The sequence below is a fragment of the Agriterribacter humi genome (assembly GCF_009192765.1).
Lineage (GTDB): Bacteria > Bacteroidota > Bacteroidia > Chitinophagales > Chitinophagaceae > Agriterribacter > Agriterribacter humi.
In genome coordinates this window covers 175,447-194,525 of the sequence record NZ_VOHQ01000012.1, presented here as the reverse complement: position 1 = coordinate 194,525, position 19,079 = coordinate 175,447, and the positions used below count along the sequence as shown (strand labels likewise).

16 protein-coding genes are annotated in these 19,079 nt (G+C 40.8%); 7 read left to right on the top strand and 9 right to left on the bottom strand.

Translation table 11 applies throughout. From position 1 onward, the window contains the following. Window positions 1–136 precede the first annotated feature (136 nt). The 4 genes from porK (at window position 137) to porN (ending at window position 5,041) form a co-directional block, all read left to right on the top strand. Window positions 137–1,417, top strand: coding sequence for a T9SS ring complex lipoprotein PorK/GldK (gene porK / locus FRX45_RS18580; protein WP_152269968.1), 1,281 nt, complete (start codon window positions 137–139; stop codon window positions 1,415–1,417). A 162-nt stretch (window positions 1,418–1,579) separates the two neighbouring features. Then, on the top strand, window positions 1,580–2,341 hold the full coding sequence (porL, locus tag FRX45_RS18575) for a type IX secretion system motor protein PorL/GldL (RefSeq protein ID WP_152269967.1): 762 nt from the start codon (window positions 1,580–1,582) through the stop codon (window positions 2,339–2,341). 76 nt (window positions 2,342–2,417) lie between these two features. Continuing rightward, entirely contained in the window at window positions 2,418–3,938 is a 1,521-nt protein-coding gene (porM, locus tag FRX45_RS18570) for a type IX secretion system motor protein PorM/GldM (RefSeq protein ID WP_152269966.1), read from the top strand. Between the two features lie 53 nt (window positions 3,939–3,991). After that, window positions 3,992–5,041, top strand: coding sequence for a type IX secretion system ring subunit PorN/GldN (gene porN / locus FRX45_RS18565; RefSeq protein WP_152269965.1), 1,050 nt, complete (start codon window positions 3,992–3,994; stop codon window positions 5,039–5,041). An 18-nt stretch (window positions 5,042–5,059) separates the two neighbouring features. Here the strand turns inward: porN and FRX45_RS23355 are convergent, their stop codons facing one another. The 6 genes from FRX45_RS23355 to gpmI form a co-directional block, all read right to left on the bottom strand. Further along, a complete protein-coding gene (locus tag FRX45_RS23355; protein ID WP_193311772.1) occupies window positions 5,060–5,221 on the bottom strand; it encodes a hypothetical protein in 162 nt (53 codons plus the stop codon). A 72-nt stretch (window positions 5,222–5,293) separates the two neighbouring features. Then, window positions 5,294–7,111 (bottom strand): excinuclease ABC subunit UvrC, encoded by a 1,818-nt coding sequence (gene uvrC / locus FRX45_RS18560; protein ID WP_152269964.1) that lies wholly within the window; start codon window positions 7,109–7,111, stop codon window positions 5,294–5,296. 321 nt (window positions 7,112–7,432) lie between these two features. Beyond that, complete coding sequence (locus tag FRX45_RS18555; RefSeq protein WP_152269963.1) at window positions 7,433–8,017, bottom strand: hypothetical protein; 585 nt, start codon at window positions 8,015–8,017, stop codon at window positions 7,433–7,435. Between the two features lie 98 nt (window positions 8,018–8,115). Then, complete coding sequence (locus tag FRX45_RS18550) at window positions 8,116–9,438, bottom strand: porin family protein (protein ID WP_152269962.1); 1,323 nt, start codon at window positions 9,436–9,438, stop codon at window positions 8,116–8,118. 56 nt (window positions 9,439–9,494) lie between these two features. Then, on the bottom strand, window positions 9,495–10,070 hold the full coding sequence (locus FRX45_RS18545; protein WP_152269961.1) for an RNA polymerase sigma factor: 576 nt from the start codon (window positions 10,068–10,070) through the stop codon (window positions 9,495–9,497). Between the two features lie 91 nt (window positions 10,071–10,161). Next, window positions 10,162–11,703 carry a 2,3-bisphosphoglycerate-independent phosphoglycerate mutase gene (gene gpmI / locus FRX45_RS18540; protein ID WP_152269960.1) on the bottom strand — a complete coding sequence of 514 codons (1,542 nt, stop codon included), beginning with the start codon at window positions 11,701–11,703 and terminating at the stop codon, window positions 10,162–10,164. 160 nt (window positions 11,704–11,863) lie between these two features. Here gpmI and FRX45_RS18535 point away from each other — a divergent pair, with 160 nt between their 5' ends. From FRX45_RS18535 to FRX45_RS18525, 3 genes are all read left to right on the top strand, one after another. After that, complete coding sequence (locus FRX45_RS18535; RefSeq protein WP_152269959.1) at window positions 11,864–13,075, top strand: hypothetical protein; 1,212 nt, start codon at window positions 11,864–11,866, stop codon at window positions 13,073–13,075. A 147-nt stretch (window positions 13,076–13,222) separates the two neighbouring features. Beyond that, complete coding sequence (locus FRX45_RS18530) at window positions 13,223–13,627, top strand: DUF4783 domain-containing protein (protein ID WP_152269958.1); 405 nt, start codon at window positions 13,223–13,225, stop codon at window positions 13,625–13,627. A 174-nt stretch (window positions 13,628–13,801) separates the two neighbouring features. Continuing rightward, window positions 13,802–15,535 (top strand): GMC oxidoreductase, encoded by a 1,734-nt coding sequence (locus FRX45_RS18525; RefSeq protein ID WP_152269957.1) that lies wholly within the window; start codon window positions 13,802–13,804, stop codon window positions 15,533–15,535. Between the two features lie 11 nt (window positions 15,536–15,546). Here the strand turns inward: FRX45_RS18525 and FRX45_RS18520 are convergent, their stop codons facing one another. From FRX45_RS18520 to FRX45_RS18510, 3 genes are all read right to left on the bottom strand, one after another. Then, on the bottom strand, window positions 15,547–16,905 hold the full coding sequence (locus FRX45_RS18520) for an MFS transporter (protein WP_152269956.1): 1,359 nt from the start codon (window positions 16,903–16,905) through the stop codon (window positions 15,547–15,549). Between the two features lie 31 nt (window positions 16,906–16,936). Beyond that, on the bottom strand, window positions 16,937–18,331 hold the full coding sequence (gene uxaC / locus FRX45_RS18515) for a glucuronate isomerase (protein WP_152269955.1): 1,395 nt from the start codon (window positions 18,329–18,331) through the stop codon (window positions 16,937–16,939). 64 nt (window positions 18,332–18,395) lie between these two features. Further along, complete coding sequence (locus FRX45_RS18510) at window positions 18,396–19,058, bottom strand: beta/alpha barrel domain-containing protein (protein WP_152269954.1); 663 nt, start codon at window positions 19,056–19,058, stop codon at window positions 18,396–18,398. Window positions 19,059–19,079: the final 21 nt, after the last annotated feature.

Here is a 19,079-nt window from a genome sequence, read left to right as displayed (position 1 = left end):
GAACATACCGTTTATATCTCCTGGGTTTCAGGATAATTTTGAGTCCTGACGCTAAAAAAAATATAATATTCAAAACGTCTAAAATTTAATTTAATATTTCATCTATATTTGTCCATATACCCTTTAAGCTATTTGTATGAAAATGAAAAGCCTGTTACTTAACCTCGTTGTAATTGCTACGCTGGGCATGGTGTTTGCAAGTTGTGGCAAGTTAAAATCATCTAAAGGCTTGCCAAAAGATGGTCAGTTACATGGAGTTGCACCAGGAGGAAAGTATATACTTCCAAAACCTCCGGGCATGGTTTATATCCCTCAGGGAACATTCCATATGGGAGCCAGCGATGAGGATATCAATTATGCTTTTACTGCACGTAACAAGCAAATTACCATCAATGGTTTTTGGATGGATGAAACCGAAATTACCAACAATGAATACCGACAGTTTGTAAATTGGGTTCGTGATTCTATTGCCGGTGATAAACTGGGTTATAAATCCAAAGATGGCAACAGTCTTGACTGGAAAAAAATTCAAACCATTAAATGGAACGATCCCAAAACTGTTGAGCAATTAGATGCCATGATCGTTACTCCGGATAACCGCATATTCGGTAAAAAAGAAATTGATGCAAGGGGATTGGTGTACCATTCAGAAACCTTTGATTATAAAGAAGCTGCAAGGAAGGAAAATGCAAAAGAAGCGCGTTCTAAGTTTATAGTTAAAAAAGATATTCCTATTTACCCCGATACACTGGTTTGGATAAGGGATTTTTCTTACTCTTATAACGAACCGATGTCGAAAAGATATTTTTCTCATCCCGCTTTTGGTAATTATCCTGTTGTAGGAGTAACCTGGAAACAGGCGGTTGCGTTTACCGAATGGAGAACAAAATATTTAAACAGTTTCCTTGAATCTCAGAAAAGAACCCAGGAATCAGATTTCCGGTTACCTACTGAAGCAGAATGGGAATATGCCGCACGTGGCGGACGTTCACAGGCACCTTTTCCCTGGGGTGGCTATTACCTGAGAAACAAAAAAGGATGCTTATTGGCCAACTTTAAACCCGGACGCGGTAATTATGCCGAAGACGGCGGTTTATACCCTGTTCGTGCAGACGCTTACTGGCCCAATGATTTCGGATTATATAATATGTCGGGAAATGTTGCAGAATGGACATCTTCTATTTATTATGAAGGCGCTTATAATTTTCAGCACGACATGAATCCTGATATTCGCTGGAATGCAAAAGACAGTGATCCTCCCCGCATGAAAAGGAAAGTTTTACGCGGCGGTAGCTGGAAAGATGTAGGCTATTTTCTGCAGGTGAGTACCCGCACTTACGAATACCAGGATACAGCAAAATCCTATATCGGTTTTCGTTGTGTAATTGATCTTCCGCCATCTGGTAAACGCAGATAGAACAGGCGGTTATCAACCAACCAATTGCTTATTTTAAAACGAATTGTACCGTACTAAACTATTTATGCTTTTGTGAAGTTGTATAGCTTGACATGGCATGATCATTACCTTTTGAAATCTAAAAAAGAAAAACCCTTTAAAAAACAAAAAACTCTCTTTTTTATGGCAGGCACAAACAGATCCACCGAAAGACTCGTTAACGTTTTAGTGTGTGTTGGCGCAGCAGTAGTAATTTTTGGCGCATGGGCTAAAATTCTTCACAAGCCCTTTGCTGATATTATGCTTACTGTTGGGCTATTAACTGAAGCGGCAATATTTTTAGCTTATGCATTTTTACCCCCTCCCGGTGGCGAAATGAAAGAAATAGCAGAAGCTTTTAAAGGCGGTGCTGTTTCCGGTGGTAATCCCGCCCTGGCATCTATGGACAAAATGTTACAGGATGCAGCTATTAACCCTGCCAACCTGAAACGCTTAGGCGATAATTTCAGCAAGTTTGGATTAACAGTTGAAAAAATGTCGGATATAGCCGATATTACTGCAGCTACAGGTGAGTATACTGCTAAAACCAAAGCGGCTTCGCAGGCGCTGGATACCGTTAAGGATGCTTATCTCGGCGCGGCCAATACGGCAAAAACCTTTAATGAAGCTTCCGAATCTACCAAACAATTTCACAACCAGGTGCAAACACTTACCAAGAACTTATCTTCTTTAAATACGATTTACGAATTGGAATTACAGGATACGAATAACCATCTGAAAGCGATGAACGGGTTTTACAGCAACCTGGTACAGGCCTCACAAACCATGCAGGGTAGCGTAGAAGACGCAAAGAAGACACAGGAACAAATTGGGCTGCTGGCCAAAAACTTAGGAAGCCTGAATAATGTGTATGGTAATATGCTGACTGCAATGCAGGGCAGATAATTTAAAATTGATGGGTTGAATATTCAATCCATCGCTTATTAACCCTTGATTCGTATACATTAAATCCTGAAAAATCATGTCACTACCTAAAGAGCCGCGGCAGAAGATGATCAACATGATGTATTTGGTGCTGACTGCAATGTTAGCGCTGAACGTATCTGCCGAAATCATCAATGCCTTTAAAACAGTTAATAGCAGTCTGGAAAAATCCAACGGCACGCTGTCTACAGCTACGTCTGAAATATATGATGCATTTGTAGTAAGCCTCGAAGACCCCAAGACCCGTGATAAAGCAGCTATCTGGAAGCCGAAAGCCGACCAGGTAAAAGAATTGTCTGCCCAGTTATCTTCTTATATTGATGGGTTAAAAGAAAAATTAAAGAAAGAAAGCGGATATAATGAAGAAACAGGCGCCGGCATAGATAACCTGGATGCCGCTACCCGGTTAATGGGCACAGGCAAAGAGGGCGAAGGAGAAAAGCTTCGTTTAGCATTAGAGCAATATAAAAAAGATATTCTTGCTATTGATCCCGACATCACAAAAGAATTTGATCATAGCCTTCCTATAAATACAGATATGCCTGTATCACAGGCTGGTAATACCAACCAGGAATGGTCTGCTGCTTATTTTCATATGACGCCTACTGTTGCAGCGCTAACGATTCTCAGCAAATTTCAAAACGACGTAAAAAATACTGAGAATAAGGTTTCATCTTTCTGCTTCAAGAAAATTGGCGATGTAAAAGTTATTTTCGACAAGTTTGAACCGATGATCGGGGCAAACGCTACTTACCTGATGCCAGGCGAGCAATTGGAAATTAAAGCCGGATTAGGTGCATTTAATGCCAGCGTTAAACCCAAGGTATTTATTAATGGTAACCCGGTAACGGTGGGTGATAATGGGGTGGCAGACATCAAAATGCCTGCCGGTGGCTCTGGTGGTCACAGCCTCAAAATAGATGTTAAATATCCTGATCCGTCTACAGGTGAAGAGAAAACCATCAGTAAAACATTTGATTATACCGTTGGTCAGCCTTCGGGTGTAGCCGTAATGGCCGATAAGATGAATGTATTGTATGTTGGTGTACCCAATCCTTTAACCATTACTGCCGGTGCAGGTAGCGAAAAAGTAAATGCTTCTATTACCAATGGAAAGATTTCAAAAAATGCGGGTAGCAAATATACCGCTGTACCAGATCAGCCCGGTGAAGCAAATGTAAATGTAATGGTGGATGGCAAAGCGGTAGGTAAGGTAGCTTTCCGTGTAAAATACCTTCCTCCTGCTACAGGTATGGTGGGTACATTTGAAGGTGGACAGGTATCAACAGCACAATTTAAGGCCATGGGTGGTGTAAGAGCGGTTTTGCAAAACTCCGAATTTGAAGCACTGTACCAGGTGATTAGCTATACTATAGCTGACTTAAGCAGTCCGGATTATAACCCGATTGCTAATAACGGTCCGCGCTGGAGTGGAGGTGCTGCCACATTGGTTAACAACCTTAAGCCAGGAAGAGGAGTATACATTGATAATATTAAAGCCAAAGGGCCCGACGGAAGAACGATCACTTTAAAACCATTGTCGTATATATTGAGGTAGTATGCCTTTTATATAAGTTTTATCATTTGTTTTAGATATTAACACTTTTGACCATGAAATGGAAATTCGCGAAATATGCTTTGCTGGTAGTGGCTTTTGGAATGGTTGTCAACACAGTTGATGCGCAAACCAGGAAAAAAAGCACAAGAAAGACGACTACATCGGCAAAAAAGAAGACAACTGCCAAGAAAACGCAGGCTAACGTAGCCAATGCCAATCTTGATGTGGCGAAGCAGGATACAATGATCGTTAAAGCGCCGCCCAAGCACGATCCTCTAAAAATGGATACGATAAGGAAATCGCTTCGCAACGACAATGCGATAGAGAAAAACCTTGTAAAAGATCGTACGCCATTGGCATATGAAAATATTCGCGAGGATGATGCCATTTACAGGGAAAAAGTATGGAGGGAAATAGATATTCGTGAAAAAGTAAATTTGCCTTTTCGTTATAAAGCAGATGAAGACAATGGTAACCAGCGTTTTATTGCTATTTTACTCAATACCATTAAAAGCGGTGAAGTTACAGCCTTCGATGCGTCTATAGATGACCGGTTTACTACACCCATGACGTTGGACCAGATAGGTTCAAAACTGGCGGGATCATGCGATACGATAATGGTACCGGATGTTGAAAAGGATCCAACTTTAGCGAAAGGAATTATGAAGGAATCTGTGGTATGCGAAGAGTTCAATATGGATGATATTACCAAGTTCAGAATTAAAGAAGAATGGGTTTTTGATAAAGAATCTTCCAGGATGTATGTGAGGATATTGGGTATTGCCCCGGTAAAGACCTATTTCGATAAGGTAACCGGCCAGGAAATTGGTTCTGCCCCCATATTTTGGGTATACTACCCCGATATGCGCCCCGCACTTGCCAAGTATGAGGTGTACAATGGTAAAAACTATGGCGCTCGGATGAGCTGGGAGGAATTGTTTGAAAGCCGTTTCTTTGGGAGCTATATTGTTAAATCTACACTCGATAACCCATATGATCTCTATTTGAAACAATATGTAAAAGATGATATCCTTCGTTTGCTGGAAGGTGAGGATGTAAAAAGCAGGATATTTAATTACGAACAGGATCTTTGGTCATATTAAAAAGTAGTCAGAAAATTTTCAGAAAGGATTGCCGGTTGCCGGCAATCCTTTTTTTATGGTATTATTGTTCCAACCGGGGATTATAATAAAGCGAAATGTAACTTTAATATTCATTAAAAATACCCACATTTGGGTATTGCAATATGAACCTGCTACACTATCTTTATCCCGGTTTTTCATAGGATATTGGATTTTAAAAACGGGGCTGGATATCTATCCTGGCCCCTTTTTTATTAGGGCTCTGGTAATATTTTATTGGTCTTTTTCCTGGTTTTTGAAATACGCATCAATAAGCTGTGCTCTTGCGCTACCAATAAGCGGTACCAGCTTTTCGGCGGGCGTTTGCTTTATATTTTTTACCGATCTGAATGTTTTCAACAGCATGTCTGCTGTAGTTTTTCCAATACCGGGTATCAGCTCAAGTTCATTTTTAAATGTCCCCTGGCTTCTTTTTTTGCGGTGAAAGGTGATACCAAACCGGTGTACTTCATCCCTGATCTGCCTGAGTAATTTCAAACTGTCACTTCCCCACTCTAATTTCAGAGATTGTTTGTCGCCACTAAAAAAAACTTCCTCTTCGTTTTTGGCCAACCCTATCACGGTCATTTGCCCGGTAAGATCAAGTTCACGAATGGCTTCAAGTGCGGCGCTTAGCTGACCTTTTCCCCCGTCAATAATTGCCAATTGAGGAAGTGGCTGTTCCTCATCAACCAGTCTCTTATATCTCCTGTAAACGGCTTCCTTCATAGTAGCGAAGTCATTAATTCCCTCTACTGTTTTTACATTAAAATGACGGTAATCTTTTTTACTGGGAATACCCATTTTAAAACATACCATTGCCGATACCGGGAAACTGCCCTGGAAATTTGAATTGTCAAAACATTCAATATGGGAAGGGAATGCAGGCAAAAGCAAATCCTTTTGTAACTGGAAAAGTGTTTCTTTTTTTTGTTCATCTGTTTTTCCTTCCAGTTGAAGCATTTTTCTCTTCTTCAGTTCTTCCTGGAAATAATTTACATTTTTTTGCGAGAGGTCTAAAAGTTTTTTCTTATCTCCCGCCTTTGGCACTGTTATCAATACGCCTTGCTGGGGATAATGAATTGGGAACGGTATAATGATTTCCGGGGCATTGCTGTTGAATGTATCCCTTAGCTGTGCAATAGCAAATTCCAGTACATCTGTTGCTGTTTCATCTAATTTTTTTTCAAGTGTGATGGTTTTTGTTTGTACAATAGTACCATTTTCCACCATCAGGTAGTTTACATAGGCAATACTCCCTTCTTCTAAAATGGAAAACACATCAATATTGCCCAGCTTATTGTTTACGATTGTTGATTTAGATTGGTATTGGTACAAATGCTCGATTTTTTTTCTGAGCATTTCAGCCTTTTCAAACTCCATGTTTTCTGCATGCTTTTTCATTTCTTCCCTGAACTTGTGAATAACAGGGGCTAAATTACCTTTAAGGAGGTCCTTTATCTGCAATAAACCTTCCCGGTAGTCTTCTTCAGTTTGTAATGCTTCGCAGGGACCCTTGCAATTGCCCAGGTGATATTCAAGACAGACCTTAAATTTTTTCTTCTGTATATTCCCGGGAGTAAGATTGAGCTTACAATTGCGCAGAGGTATGTTTTGCCTTATAAAATCCAGCAGTTCTCTTACTTTCCCAACTGATGTGTAAGGCCCCATGTATTCGGATCCATCGCTGATCTTTCTTCGTGTAAGAAAAATGCGCGGGAAATGCTCGTTCTTAATCACAATAAACGGAAAACTCTTATCATCCTTTAACTGGATATTATATTTTGGAAGGAACTGCTTGATGAGGCTATTTTCCAGCAAAAATGCATCCTGTTCCGAATCAACAATGGTAAACTCAATGCTATAGATGCGCTGAATTAATTCGTGTGTTTTATAATTGGTAAAGCTCTTGTTAAAATATGAACTGACTCTTTTTTTCAGATTTTTTGCTTTGCCTACATACAACAGTTCATGCTCTTCATTATAATACTTGTAAATGCCCGGTTGTATGGGGATGGTATGCACAATTTGCTGAAAGGATGCTGTAGTCATAATAAATCAACTGCAAAATTAGTTGAATTATTATTGGCAGGGATTATATAGCGGTATTGTAAAACAATATTCACAAAAAATACAAATGCCCGGTGGACTTGCTGCTATGGGTAAAAATCACATATAGTGCTGTGTAAACCATATTTCGTCTCATCTCTACGTGAGAAGAGAGACCTGCCTACCGCCTGCGCGACTGAGTCATTCAGGCGGGGATGACACCAGTGGGATGGGCAGGCGGGCGAAAGATGTCAGATTCTCACGTTTCTCGTCCGCCGCTTCACGATTAACTTAACACAGGGTCTGCTGCATTATATTTCAGCGTCAATGCCTGTCATCCCATACATATCTTTCGAGGATAACAGCTTCAGGTTGTCCTTCCTTTTGTATGAGTGTAGTGATCTGGCAGTTAAGGTTAGCTATCCACAACATTTTTTTTATTACTGAACTATCAGAACCGGGTATAATTTTTTCGACATAAATGGTTCTCACACCGGTATTTTCCTGGTTTAGCAAAATGTCTGTTTTACGTATCTGCACTTTGTCGTTTTTGGCGGTATACGTTAGTGTTATGGTGCCCAGTGTAGCATCAATAAAAGAATGCTCTTCATATTGTGATTTGAATTCGGGTGAACTGATATCGGGCGTCATAAACGCTGCCGCAATGTGCTTAAAATCCTTCTTTTCTATAATAGAAGTATCTGTAACGTTATGTATAGTTGTATATTTTATTACAGCCAGCGGCATGGAATCAATATAAGCCAACTGGCTGCGTATATATTTACCAACAGGATAAAATGCTTTCCCGGCAGTATCTTCCTTTGATTGATCTGATGATGTATCATTGTTCGTGCAGTTGTAAAGCGCAAAGGGCAAAAGAATAAAGAAGATGAACAATTGTTTTTTCATCTGTTAAAAATAATGAACAAATAATTGAATAGAATGGAAAAATGTACAAGTTTTTGGAGACAATAAATGCCGGCTGGCGTTAAGGAAAAAAGAAGTGTTTATCTTAATGTTTTTGTTACACCGATTTTGAATCCAAAATCAACTAAGTATTCTTTAACCGGGTACTGGCTCTTGTAGCTCGACATCAGCTGGTACCTCAGTTGTGGCCCGGCCTGCCACTTAAAGGATCCCATATTGTAAGAAACATAGGTTTCAATGCCTGCATTAATATTCCATTTGCGAATAAGGGAAGGATCCTGGCCATAACGCTTGAAATCGGTAGAAAGGAGATAAACGTTATTGGCGAAATTATATACTGGTTGCGCACTGGCGGCAATATTCCACCGTAATGTTGAATTGCCCAGCACACCCCATTCAAAACCAACAGGGACAGACACCTGAAAGTATTCATTATTGAACCATGATGATCCGCTGCCACTGAAGTTTTGTAACGTGGAGATAACATTTATTGAATCTGTGCCCAATGGGTTAGAAACAACTGCAAGCGTAGCCTGTTCTGGTTTGGAAGCATAAGCCCTGAGCTGGTATCTTGAATAATTCAATTGCAAGCCTGCCCTTAATAAAAAGTTATCGGTTAGTTTATATATTACGTTAGCTCCAACTTCGGCACCAATAGCGGGTTTATGTGTAACGAGATTATTTATCGTGGTGTTTTTTTGAACGGTACTGTACGGCACCCCTCTGAACACATCTGTAACCTCGCTAATTCCGCTTGTAAGTTTTCTATAGCTTATAGTGGGTGAGAAAAATAACTGCCATTCAAATTTTGATTTTTTAAATGCTTCACCGCCCCATAACACTTTCTTTATTTTTTTGTCATCATCATTTTCCTCTGCTGTTGTGGTAGTCTTAGGTTTTATAATAATATTTGCTCCATCCGAATGAACGGGCGAAATTTCAGAACCTGTTATTTCTATATCATCATTGTTTGCATAACTATCACCGGCATTACCGGTCAGCAATGGTTTTGTTGGAGTGATTGTTTTTTTGGTAAAAGAAGATAACCGAGGAGCAGCTTGTGCACCATTATCATCTCTTTCCGTTAAAGGGGTATCCGATGGCAATGCGGATGCATTTAAAGCAACGTCAGAAACGGGGGTTAAATTACTTCTCTGAAAATTAGGATTATTAAAAGTAAGCACCTTATTAACCGGTACCACTAAATTGTAAGTATAATAATCAACAAACACGGCAGTGCCAAGCAGTAGCAATAACGTTAGTGAAATGTACGGCCATTTTTTCCTGGGATGAAGAGAACGGTGAATGTTGCTCCAGGCTTTATCTGATGGATACATCTTATACTGATCAGCCTTCTCTTTCAGGAATTCTTCAAATTCATCTATATGAATATTTCTCTCCATAGTCAGTCCCTTGGTATATTCAATAACAGCTTAGTAGTTTTGGTTTATGATTTATTTTACGGATTAACAGCCGCCAACTCTAATTTTTCTGTGTATTGCGGTAAAATATGTTTCTTTATCAGTATGTCTTCCAGCATAGCTTTTGCTCTTGTATACTGCGAGCGGCTTGTGCTTTCTTCAATATCAAGCATCGTTGCAATTTCACGGTGCGAATAGCCTTCCACAGCATACAGGTTGAGTACAGTACGATACCCTATCGGCAACATTCTGATGCATTCAACCACCTGCTTTGCCTGCACTATGGAAGGAATACTTTCTTCACGGATATGCACACCCGAAGCATGTATAAGATCTACACTTTCAGTAAACTTTTTGTTCTTTTTCAGATTGTTGATACAGGTATGAACAATGATCTTCCTTATCCATCCTTCTAACGCCCCCCTGTTTTGAAATTGCCTTAACTGTCCAAAAATCTTAATGAAACCTTCCTGAAGCATATCTTCAGCATCCTCCCGGCTTTTTGCGTAACGATAGCAAACAGACAGCATTTTAGGACTATACCGGTAGTATAATTCCTGTTGCGCTGCTGCCTGGTTACGTATACAGCCCTTGAGCATTGCCTCTTCAGTCATGAAATCAAAGTTGATTTCATGTAATTTAGACAATTTTTTGATACAATGTGCTGCCCGGGAAAGAAAAAATTTGCTTTTTGATAACCGATTCTTACTGAGTAAGAAGTGATTTTTCCATTAAAACATTCCCCGTCATTTCAGCGGGAATGGGCAAACCCATTATTTTTAAAATAGAAGGAGCCAGGTCACCCAGTTTACCATTGTTTATTTTCCCTTTCCATTCGTTATCAATAATAAAGAAAGGCACAAGATTCAATGTGTGCGCGGTATTGGGCGTCCCGTCTTCATTAACAATATAATCGGCGTTACCATGATCTGCTGTAAGAAATACAGTATAGTTGTGTTCCAATGCTGCTGTTACTGCTTTTTCCACGCAGGTATCCACGGTTTCCACCGCTTTAATTACGGCGTCCCAGACCCCTGTATGTCCTACCATATCTGCATTGGCATAGTTGATACAGATAAAATCAGCAGTTTCATTGCTGATCTCCGGCAACAGGGAGGCTGTAAGTTCATATGCGCTCATTTCGGGTTTGAGGTCGTAAGTGGCTACTTTTGGCGAAGGAGCCATAATCCTTTTTTCCCCTTCAAAGGGCATTTCGCGTCCGCCACTGAAAAAGAAAGTTACATGCGGATATTTTTCCGTTTCTGCCATCCTGATCTGCTTTAATCCATGGGCAGCTATCACTTCTCCCAAAGTGTGGGTAAGATTATCATTCTCAAAAATAACATGCACATTTTTATAGGTTTTGTCGTATTCCGTCATGGTAGTATATTCCAGCGGAAGCGTATGCATATTATAATCCGGCATATCGGTTTGGGTAAGCACTTCAGTTATTTCCCTGCAACGGTCGGTCCGGAAATTGAAACACACCACCGCATCGCCGGGTTTTATGAGTCCTCTTCCGGCAACAGCCTGATTTTTAATAATGGGCTTTATAAATTCATCGGTAACATTTGCAGCATAAGAGGTTTCTATAGACTCAATAATATTCTCGGTTTGATCACCCACACCATTTACAAGGGCACTGTAAGCCAATTGCACCCTTTCCCACCGCTTGTCTCTGTCCATAGCATAATAACGCCCGGTAACCGTGGATATCTCGCCGGTAGTTTGGGCAAGATGCTGCTGCAGATCTTTAATAAAGCCCAGCCCGCTTTTAGGGTCGGTATCGCGGCCATCGGTAAAAGCATGGATAAAAACATCATCTAATTTTTCTTCCTGGCAGATGCCTGTTATCGCTTTCAAATGGTTGATATGAGAATGAACCCCGCCATCGCTTACCAGTCCTAACAGGTGCAATGATCTTTTTTGAGTTTTGGCATATCGTATGGCATTCAATAAAATCTTATTCTTCCTGAGCTCCCCGCTTCTTACGGCAACATTAATACGCTGCAACTCCTGGTACACAATCCTTCCTGCGCCAAGGTTTAAATGTCCCACTTCACTGTTGCCCATTTGTCCATCCGGCAGCCCTACCGCTTCACCACAGGTAACAAGAGTACTGTTGGGATATTTTTCGTAAAGAGAGCTAACAAAAGGCGTTTTGGCGTTTTGAATGGCATCGCTGGATTTTACCTTGCCCAATCCCCAGCCATCCATTATGATCAATATTACTTTTTTGCGTTTCATAGGGCAAAATTACACTATTTGACTACGTTTTGATTTATCCTTTATTCACTTTATTCACTAATATTGTTTATTGATAAGTTTACAGATATGGTAAATGACAAATAATCCTCTTCGTGACAAATTTAATTTCCTAAACACTCCTGCCTTTATACTGCTTATTTTGTCTGTAGCCTATATGGCTAACAGCTTTACCCATTTTCGGTTAGGCAATGACGTATTGCGTTATATTCAATTAAAAGAATGGCTTGAGACCGGAAAACACCCTGTCATGGAAATGGGGAATCACCTTCCGTATGGCTACCCGGTATTTCTGTTATTGCTTTCGAAACTCGGCTTATGCAGCTCTTTTTATATTGTGCTGGCGAACTATTTATATCTGGGAGGAAGCTTATATTTTGTGAACAGCATTTTTCGAAACAGGATAAAAGCCTGGCATCTTATTGCATTAACCCTGTTAAACTGGGCAATTGTTAAAAGCGCAATTACTCCTTTGTCTGATATTCAGTATATGTTTTTTTCAACAGGAACTTTATTTTTTTTTACAGCATACATGAGTAATAAAAAGATAAGCTTCATGGCAGGATTGTTGATTTTTGCTTTTTTGGCGATTATAACCAGGACCATTGGCGTGCTTCTTATTTTTTCAATGGTGCTGACACTTATTCTTCAAAAGAAGAATACAAACAGGGGGAAAGCACAGGCTTTGAGAATATTGTTACTTGCCACGACTTTATGTCTTATCCTCGTTGTTTTATTCTCAACCTTTTTCCGCATCAATGATTATGTCAATTTGATGCTTTCTTTTTTTGAAACTGATCCCACCGGGTTTTGGATGACCAATATCCGGTGGCATCTTGCCGATCTGGCAGAAATATTTATAAATACCTCACAATTCAAAATTAATTTTGTCAACACAGGCATAAAAGAAGCATTTTTCATAGTTGCAGGAGTTTTTTCACTGATCTATTTTCTTCAATTGCTTATAAAAAAGAAGAAGGATATTCCCATCGTCATCATTATTTATTTACTGGGTTATATCATCATAGTTTTTAATTGGCCAACATATGATGCCCGGTTTTGGGTTCCGGTTATACCCTTGTTAATTACGGTTGTATTGCATACTCCGGTGTCTGCGAACCCTTACCTCCATTATGGTTTTTTTTCGTGGAAGCTTGCTTATATATGTCTTGGTGCATTTGTTATTGGTTATTATTCCTATCTCACTTTTAATAAAAGTGCATTTGCCGAAAGACATGACGCAGGAATATGGAAAAATGAATACGAGACCTATTTTTTTGGCAGATCCATAGATAATCGTAATACAAAGCCCCGTCCTTATATTTTGTATATACTGGATACATATGATCGCTAATGAGTTTTAATATAAACTGCAATACAATATTTTATAAAAATATAAGTTTGTTTTATAATATATTTATTCATATTTAGTGTTAGTCTTAAGTTCAAGATTCAATCTGGCACATTTTTGGGGAGTATTTGGCAATGAATTCTTTTGTTCATGAAAAACTATTTTCTTAAAATCCTTTTATCTGTGGCAATGATAGGCGGACTGTCGTTTAATTACTCGGGTTCCCCTTACTCCTATTCAATTGAGGATGTAGTTACGGCCATGAATACTGGTAATGCCAACCAGTTATCGCATTATTTTGATAAAATGGTAGAAATTACCCTGCATGACAAAAGCAGCTCTTACAGCCGCAGGCAGGCTGAAATCATACTGAAAGATTTTTTCCATTCCTATGGCGTTGAAGCATTTCGCATTGTTCATAAAGGATCGAATAGCGGTTCCGAATTCTGTATCGGGAATCTCCAAACAAAATATGGTGAATTCAGAACTACCATTTTTATGATTACCCGCTCCCAAAAACAAGTGCTGCAGGAAATACGATTTGAAGAGAATTAACCTTAAATTTTAAATAACAGAGATGAAAACGCTGCCGCCCGGTGGCGTTTTCTTATTTATTGGCTTTTGTTACGGTTTGGTTGTTTGTGTATAATATTGAGCTGATACAGCTCAATTATTCTACTTTTGATATACCCTTCTTTAAGTATTTTTTCAAAACTCAACGATCAGCACATGCCACAGGATTCATTACAGGTAAATATTAATGGCAGGGGCATACAACAAAACACGTATGATGCTATTGTTATTGGTTCGGGTATCAGCGGGGGATGGGCGGCAAAAGAGCTGTGTGATCAGGGATTGAAGACATTGGTTTTGGAACGGGGAAGAAATATTGAACATATAGAAGACTATCCTACTGCTTTTAAAGATCCCTGGGAATTTCAGCACCGGGGTGATGTAACAAAAGCATACCTGAAAGAAAACCCGTTAATCAGCAAAGCTGCTGGTTTCAGCGAGGAGACGGCTCATTTTTTCATCAGGGATAAAGATCATCCTTATGTGCAGGAAAAGCCATTTGACTGGATACGGGGTTACCAGGTAGGGGGTAAATCCCTTACCTGGGGAAGGGCATGCCAGCGCTGGAGCAAATTTGAATTTACTGCACCTGCACGGTATGGCTATGGCTTAGAATGGCCTATTGGTTATGAAGATATAGCGCCCTGGTACTCACATGTTGAGCTGTTTGCCGGTGTTTGCGGCAACAAAGATGGTATAGAAGCTATGCCTGATGGCGAATTTCTTCCTCCTTTTGATCTGAATTGCGTGGAACAAACTATCCAGCAAAAAATAAAAGCCCATTATAAAGACAGGTTTTTAGTGCAGGCCCGTTGGGCGCAGTTAACCCAGCCCAGGGAAGTACATTTGCAGCAGGGCAGGGGCAAATGCCAGGCCCGGAATTTATGTATGCGCGGATGCCCGTTTGGCGGATACTTCAGTTCTGTGTCTGCTACTTTACCCTGGGCTAAAAAAACAGGTAAATTAACGATCCGGCCCGATTCTGTGGTAGAGTCTGTAATTTATGATGAGCAAAAGGGAAGGGCCAAAGGCGTACGTGTAATTGATGCCCACAGCAGGAAAGTAACAGATTATTTTGCTAAAATTATTTTTGTAAACGCTTCCGCCTTAAACAGTAGTCTGATTTTGCTGAACTCCACCTCATCCCGCTTCCCCAATGGATTGGGAAACGATAGCGGCTTATTGGGGAAATACGTTTGCTTTCATAATTACCGTGCTTCTGTAAACGGAGAAATGGAAGGTTTTGAAGATAAATATTATTACGGACGCAATCCTACAGAACCTATATTGGCCAATTACAGGAACCTGCATAAACAGGATACTGATTATGTGGGAGGCTTTACCACTTTTATGGGATCCTACCGTACAAGGATTGATGAAAGCTTGGCAGAAGAAACGATTGGCGCAGCATACAAGCAGGCGCTTACAGAACCTGGCGGATGGAAAGTGTATATGTATATGCAGGGTGAAACCATTCCCAAAGAAAAGAATCATGTACGGTTAAGTACAGAACAAAAAGATCAATGGGGGATGCCCTTGCTGGTAACTTCCGTTGGTTATGATGATAATGATGAAAAAATGATAAAGGATTTTTTAACGGAAAGTACGGCAATGCTGGACAAGTCCGGGGTAAAAAATATCCGGCAAAATGATACCAAACAGGCTCCCGGGCTGGATATTCATGAAATGGGAGGATGCAGGATGGGCATTGACCCACAAACATCTTTACTGAACAAATGGAACCAGTTGCACGCCTGTAAAAATGTTTTTGTAACAGACGGCGCCTGTATGACAAGCACCGGCAATCAAAGTCCTTCCATTTTATATATGGCGCTAACTGCCAGGGCAGTGCATCATGCCGTGGATGAACTTAAGAGAGGAAACCTGTAAATAGGCAATTATTATAAATCCACCGGTTTCAACTTTGGTAAAATAAGGTGTATAATAAGCAGCGCTACAATATATGCGCCGCTGGCTATAATAAACATGGAAGCATATCCAAACCAGTTGATCAGGTAGCCCGTAATGAAGGCTAAAAGGACACCCCCAAGTGCACCAGCCATTCCCCCAATACCGGTTACAGAAGCTACCACGTTTTTAGGAAACAGGTTGCCTGCTATAGCATACATATTGGCCGACCAGCCCTGGTGTGCGGCAGTTGCCAAAGCTATTAATCCTATTACCAGGTACATGCTGTGGGTTTGCGCGGCCAATGCTATTGGTAGCACACACAAAGCACAGATAAGCATAGTCGTTTTGCGGGCTCTGTTCTCCGACCAGCCCCTGTGCATGAAACGGCTGGCTAACCAACCAAAGAATATACTTCCCACATCGGAAACCGAATAAATGATCAGGAAAGGAATACCCAATGTGCTGATGCTGAACTCGTGATCCCCCCCCGTATTGTCTACAAAATATTTGGGTAACCAGGTAAGGTAAAACCACCAGATGGGATCAGCCAGAAATTTTCCGGTTATAAATACCCAGGTTTGCCTGTAACCCAATAATTGTCTCCACGGAATTTTTTTGGTCGTTACAGGTTCATTGTCGCTGTTGATGTAACTGAGTTCTCTTGCAGAAAGCTTCTTGTTTTCTTCCGGCCTGGTATACGTTAAACGCCATACGATCAGCAGAATAAAACCCAGAATACCGGTTATAATAAAAGCAGTGCGCCAGCCCCAGTGATGGATAATATAAGGAACAGTAAGGGCTGTAACAATGATGCCCACGTTTGTTCCGGCATTAAATATTCCCGATGCATGTGATCGTTCTTTTTTAGGAAACCATTCTGCAATGGTTTTAATAGCCGATGGGAAGTTAGCGGATTCACCCAATCCTAAAATAAATCTTACAACTCTTACGCCCATTACAGTATGTACAAAACCGGTTAACATACCTGCTATACTCCATACCAGTATGCCCAGCGAATATCCTTTTTTAGTGCCTATCTTGTCAATGAGCCATCCCATGATCAGAAACCCAATGGCGTAAGCGATTTTAAAGGCCGCATCAATCATGCTTACGATGATATTATAATCTTCATTGTTTTGCTGTGTGAATACGCTTCCTACGGGCAGCCCAAGCATTTGGCGTTTAAATACATCATCGGCAACCACAAATGAAAGCACCTGCCTGTCAATATAATTTACGGTAGTAGCAAAAAACAGTAGTGCCACTATGCGCCAGCGGTAGGTGCCTGCGCCTTTAGGATCGGATGCATTGCGAACGGTTTGCTCCAGGTTGGGTAATGATTGTATCATGTATTATGTTATATGGTTTTACGATCGTAAACTACAGGTTAAAATATTGCTTTGCATTATAATAAGAAATGTTTTGTACCATTTTCCCAAGCCATCCTGTGTCATTTGGCAGCAGGCCGTTTTCCACATCGTTGCCTATCAGATTACAAAGAATGCGGCGGAAATATTCGTGGCGTGGCCAGGAAAGGAAACTGCGTGAATCGGTTGTCATACCTATAAACCGGCTTAGCAATCCCATGTTGCTCAGTACATTCATCTGTTCTTCCATTCCATCTTTCTGATCAAGAAACCACCAGCCCGATCCAAATTGTATTTTCCCGGGCGTAATGCCGTCCTGGAAGTTGCCGGTCATTGTGGCGTATACGGCGTTATGCGCAGGATTATTATTATAGATAATGGTTTTTGCCAGTTTATTTTCTTTGTCTAACCGGTTAAAAAAGGCCGACATGGGCTGTGCCACGCTCCGGTCGCCTATTGAATCCACACCTGCGTCTGCGCCTAACCGTTGCAGGAGCCGGGCGTTGTTATTGCGCAAAGCACCGATATGAAATTGCTGAGCCCATTGCTTTTCCGCATTCCACTGGCATATAAAATAAAGCGTCGCCGATTTAAACTGCTCCACTTCATCAGCCTGGAGGCCTTTACCATTCCTGATGCTGTTAAAACTTTCTTCCAGTTGGGCCATTGTAAAATCGTTGGCATACATGGTTTCAAGCCCGTGGTCGGAGATGCGGCATCCGGCCTTATGAAAAAAGTCGTGACGTTTTTTTAATGCGTCTAACAAATGCTGGTAGGTACTGATATGGATATCCGCAGCGGCTGCCAATATATCTATATAGCCGTTATAGGATTTGGGGTCTTCCACCGCCATTGCTTTATCGGGGCGAAAGGCAGGAAGCACTTTTGTGCCGAAGCCGTTTTGTTCTATTTGGATGTGGTAGCGCAGGTCGTCTGAGGGGTCATCTGTGGTGCAGAGGATTTCTACGGAAAAATATTTCAGCAGGGCGTGTACCGGCAAGCCGGTTAATTTTTCGTTGCATTGTTTATATATGCGTTCCGCCGATGATTCATTTAATATTTCTGTTATGCCAAATGGATTCCGAAGTTCAAGATGCGTCCAGTGATACAACGGGTTACGCATGGTATAAGGTACTGTTGCTGCCCATACTTTAAACTTAGTGTAATCATCGGCGTTACCGGTGATATTATTTTCATCAACGCCGTTGCTTCGCATGGCTCTCCATTTGTAATGATCGCCTTTCAGCCATACTTCGGTAATGTTATTGAATTGTTTATTGCCCGCTATCTGATCCGGCGGTAAATGATTGTGATAGTCTATAACAGGCATTGCAGCGGCATACTCATGATAGAGTTGCTGTGCGGTGGAACTTTGCAGCAAAAAATCTTCGTTCAGAAAACTTTTCATATAGGCATATTAAACAATTGTAAAAATGGATAACATATGGCTTTTCTATCGTCAGCAGCGGTATTTATACTCTTGCCTTTTCAATATAATGAATGATCTTTTTTATATGGTCGGTCACCAATGCATATTGGTTGTTTGCCAGCCAGTCTGGAGGGAAAAGTTGCGATCCAATGCCCACAGCCGCGGCGCCGCCTTTAAACCAGTTGCCGATGTCTTCCCCGGTGGGCTCAACACCGCCGGTAACCATAAAGTGCATGGCTGGGAAAACTGCTTTTATTGCTTTAATAAAAGCCGGGCCTCCCAATTGTTTGGCAGGAAATATTTTTACAGTATCTATTCCCCAATATTCAGCCAATCCAATTTCTGAAGCAGTGGCGCATCCTGGTATCCATAATTTTTTATGCGTTGCGGCTACATGCTGTATTTCTTCAAGTATCAATGGAGAAATCAGGAAATCCGCGCCTGCATGGATAAATTGCTCTGCCTGCTGTGCATTTTTTATAGTGCCTATACCCAGTACCATGCCGGGCAACTGATCGTTGCAGTATTTCCGTAGCGCAATAAAGTTATCAAATGAATTGGCATTGCGGTTGGTAAATTCAAATAAACGTACACCTGCATCATAGGAAGCTTTAAGCACATTGCGGCACACCTCCGCATTGGTGTGGGTAAATAAGGGCATAAAACCCGTTTGTTGTACCAGTGATGCTATTTGTTGCGGGTCCATAATTATTTTAATTTATGTGGT

Excerpts from the sequence above, each read along its gene's own strand:
- porK (WP_152269968.1), top strand. The coding sequence starts at position 137 with ATGAAAATGAAAAGCCTGTTACTTAACCTCGTTGTAATTGCTACGCTG.
- porL (WP_152269967.1), top strand. The coding sequence starts at position 1,580 with ATGGCAGGCACAAACAGATCCACCGAAAGACTCGTTAACGTTTTAGTG.
- porM (WP_152269966.1), top strand. The coding sequence starts at position 2,418 with ATGTCACTACCTAAAGAGCCGCGGCAGAAGATGATCAACATGATGTAT.
- porN (WP_152269965.1), top strand. The coding sequence starts at position 3,992 with ATGAAATGGAAATTCGCGAAATATGCTTTGCTGGTAGTGGCTTTTGGA.
- FRX45_RS23355 (WP_193311772.1), bottom strand. The coding sequence starts at position 5,221 with ATGAAAAACCGGGATAAAGATAGTGTAGCAGGTTCATATTGCAATACC.
- uvrC (WP_152269964.1), bottom strand. The coding sequence starts at position 7,111 with ATGACTACAGCATCCTTTCAGCAAATTGTGCATACCATCCCCATACAA.
- FRX45_RS18555 (WP_152269963.1), bottom strand. The coding sequence starts at position 8,017 with ATGAAAAAACAATTGTTCATCTTCTTTATTCTTTTGCCCTTTGCGCTT.
- FRX45_RS18550 (WP_152269962.1), bottom strand. The coding sequence starts at position 9,438 with ATGGAGAGAAATATTCATATAGATGAATTTGAAGAATTCCTGAAAGAG.
- FRX45_RS18545 (WP_152269961.1), bottom strand. The coding sequence starts at position 10,070 with ATGACTGAAGAGGCAATGCTCAAGGGCTGTATACGTAACCAGGCAGCA.
- gpmI (WP_152269960.1), bottom strand. The coding sequence starts at position 11,703 with ATGAAACGCAAAAAAGTAATATTGATCATAATGGATGGCTGGGGATTG.
- FRX45_RS18530 (WP_152269958.1), top strand. The coding sequence starts at position 13,223 with ATGAAAAACTATTTTCTTAAAATCCTTTTATCTGTGGCAATGATAGGC.
- FRX45_RS18525 (WP_152269957.1), top strand. The coding sequence starts at position 13,802 with ATGCCACAGGATTCATTACAGGTAAATATTAATGGCAGGGGCATACAA.
- FRX45_RS18520 (WP_152269956.1), bottom strand. The coding sequence starts at position 16,905 with ATGATACAATCATTACCCAACCTGGAGCAAACCGTTCGCAATGCATCC.
- uxaC (WP_152269955.1), bottom strand. The coding sequence starts at position 18,331 with ATGAAAAGTTTTCTGAACGAAGATTTTTTGCTGCAAAGTTCCACCGCA.
- FRX45_RS18510 (WP_152269954.1), bottom strand. The coding sequence starts at position 19,058 with ATGGACCCGCAACAAATAGCATCACTGGTACAACAAACGGGTTTTATG.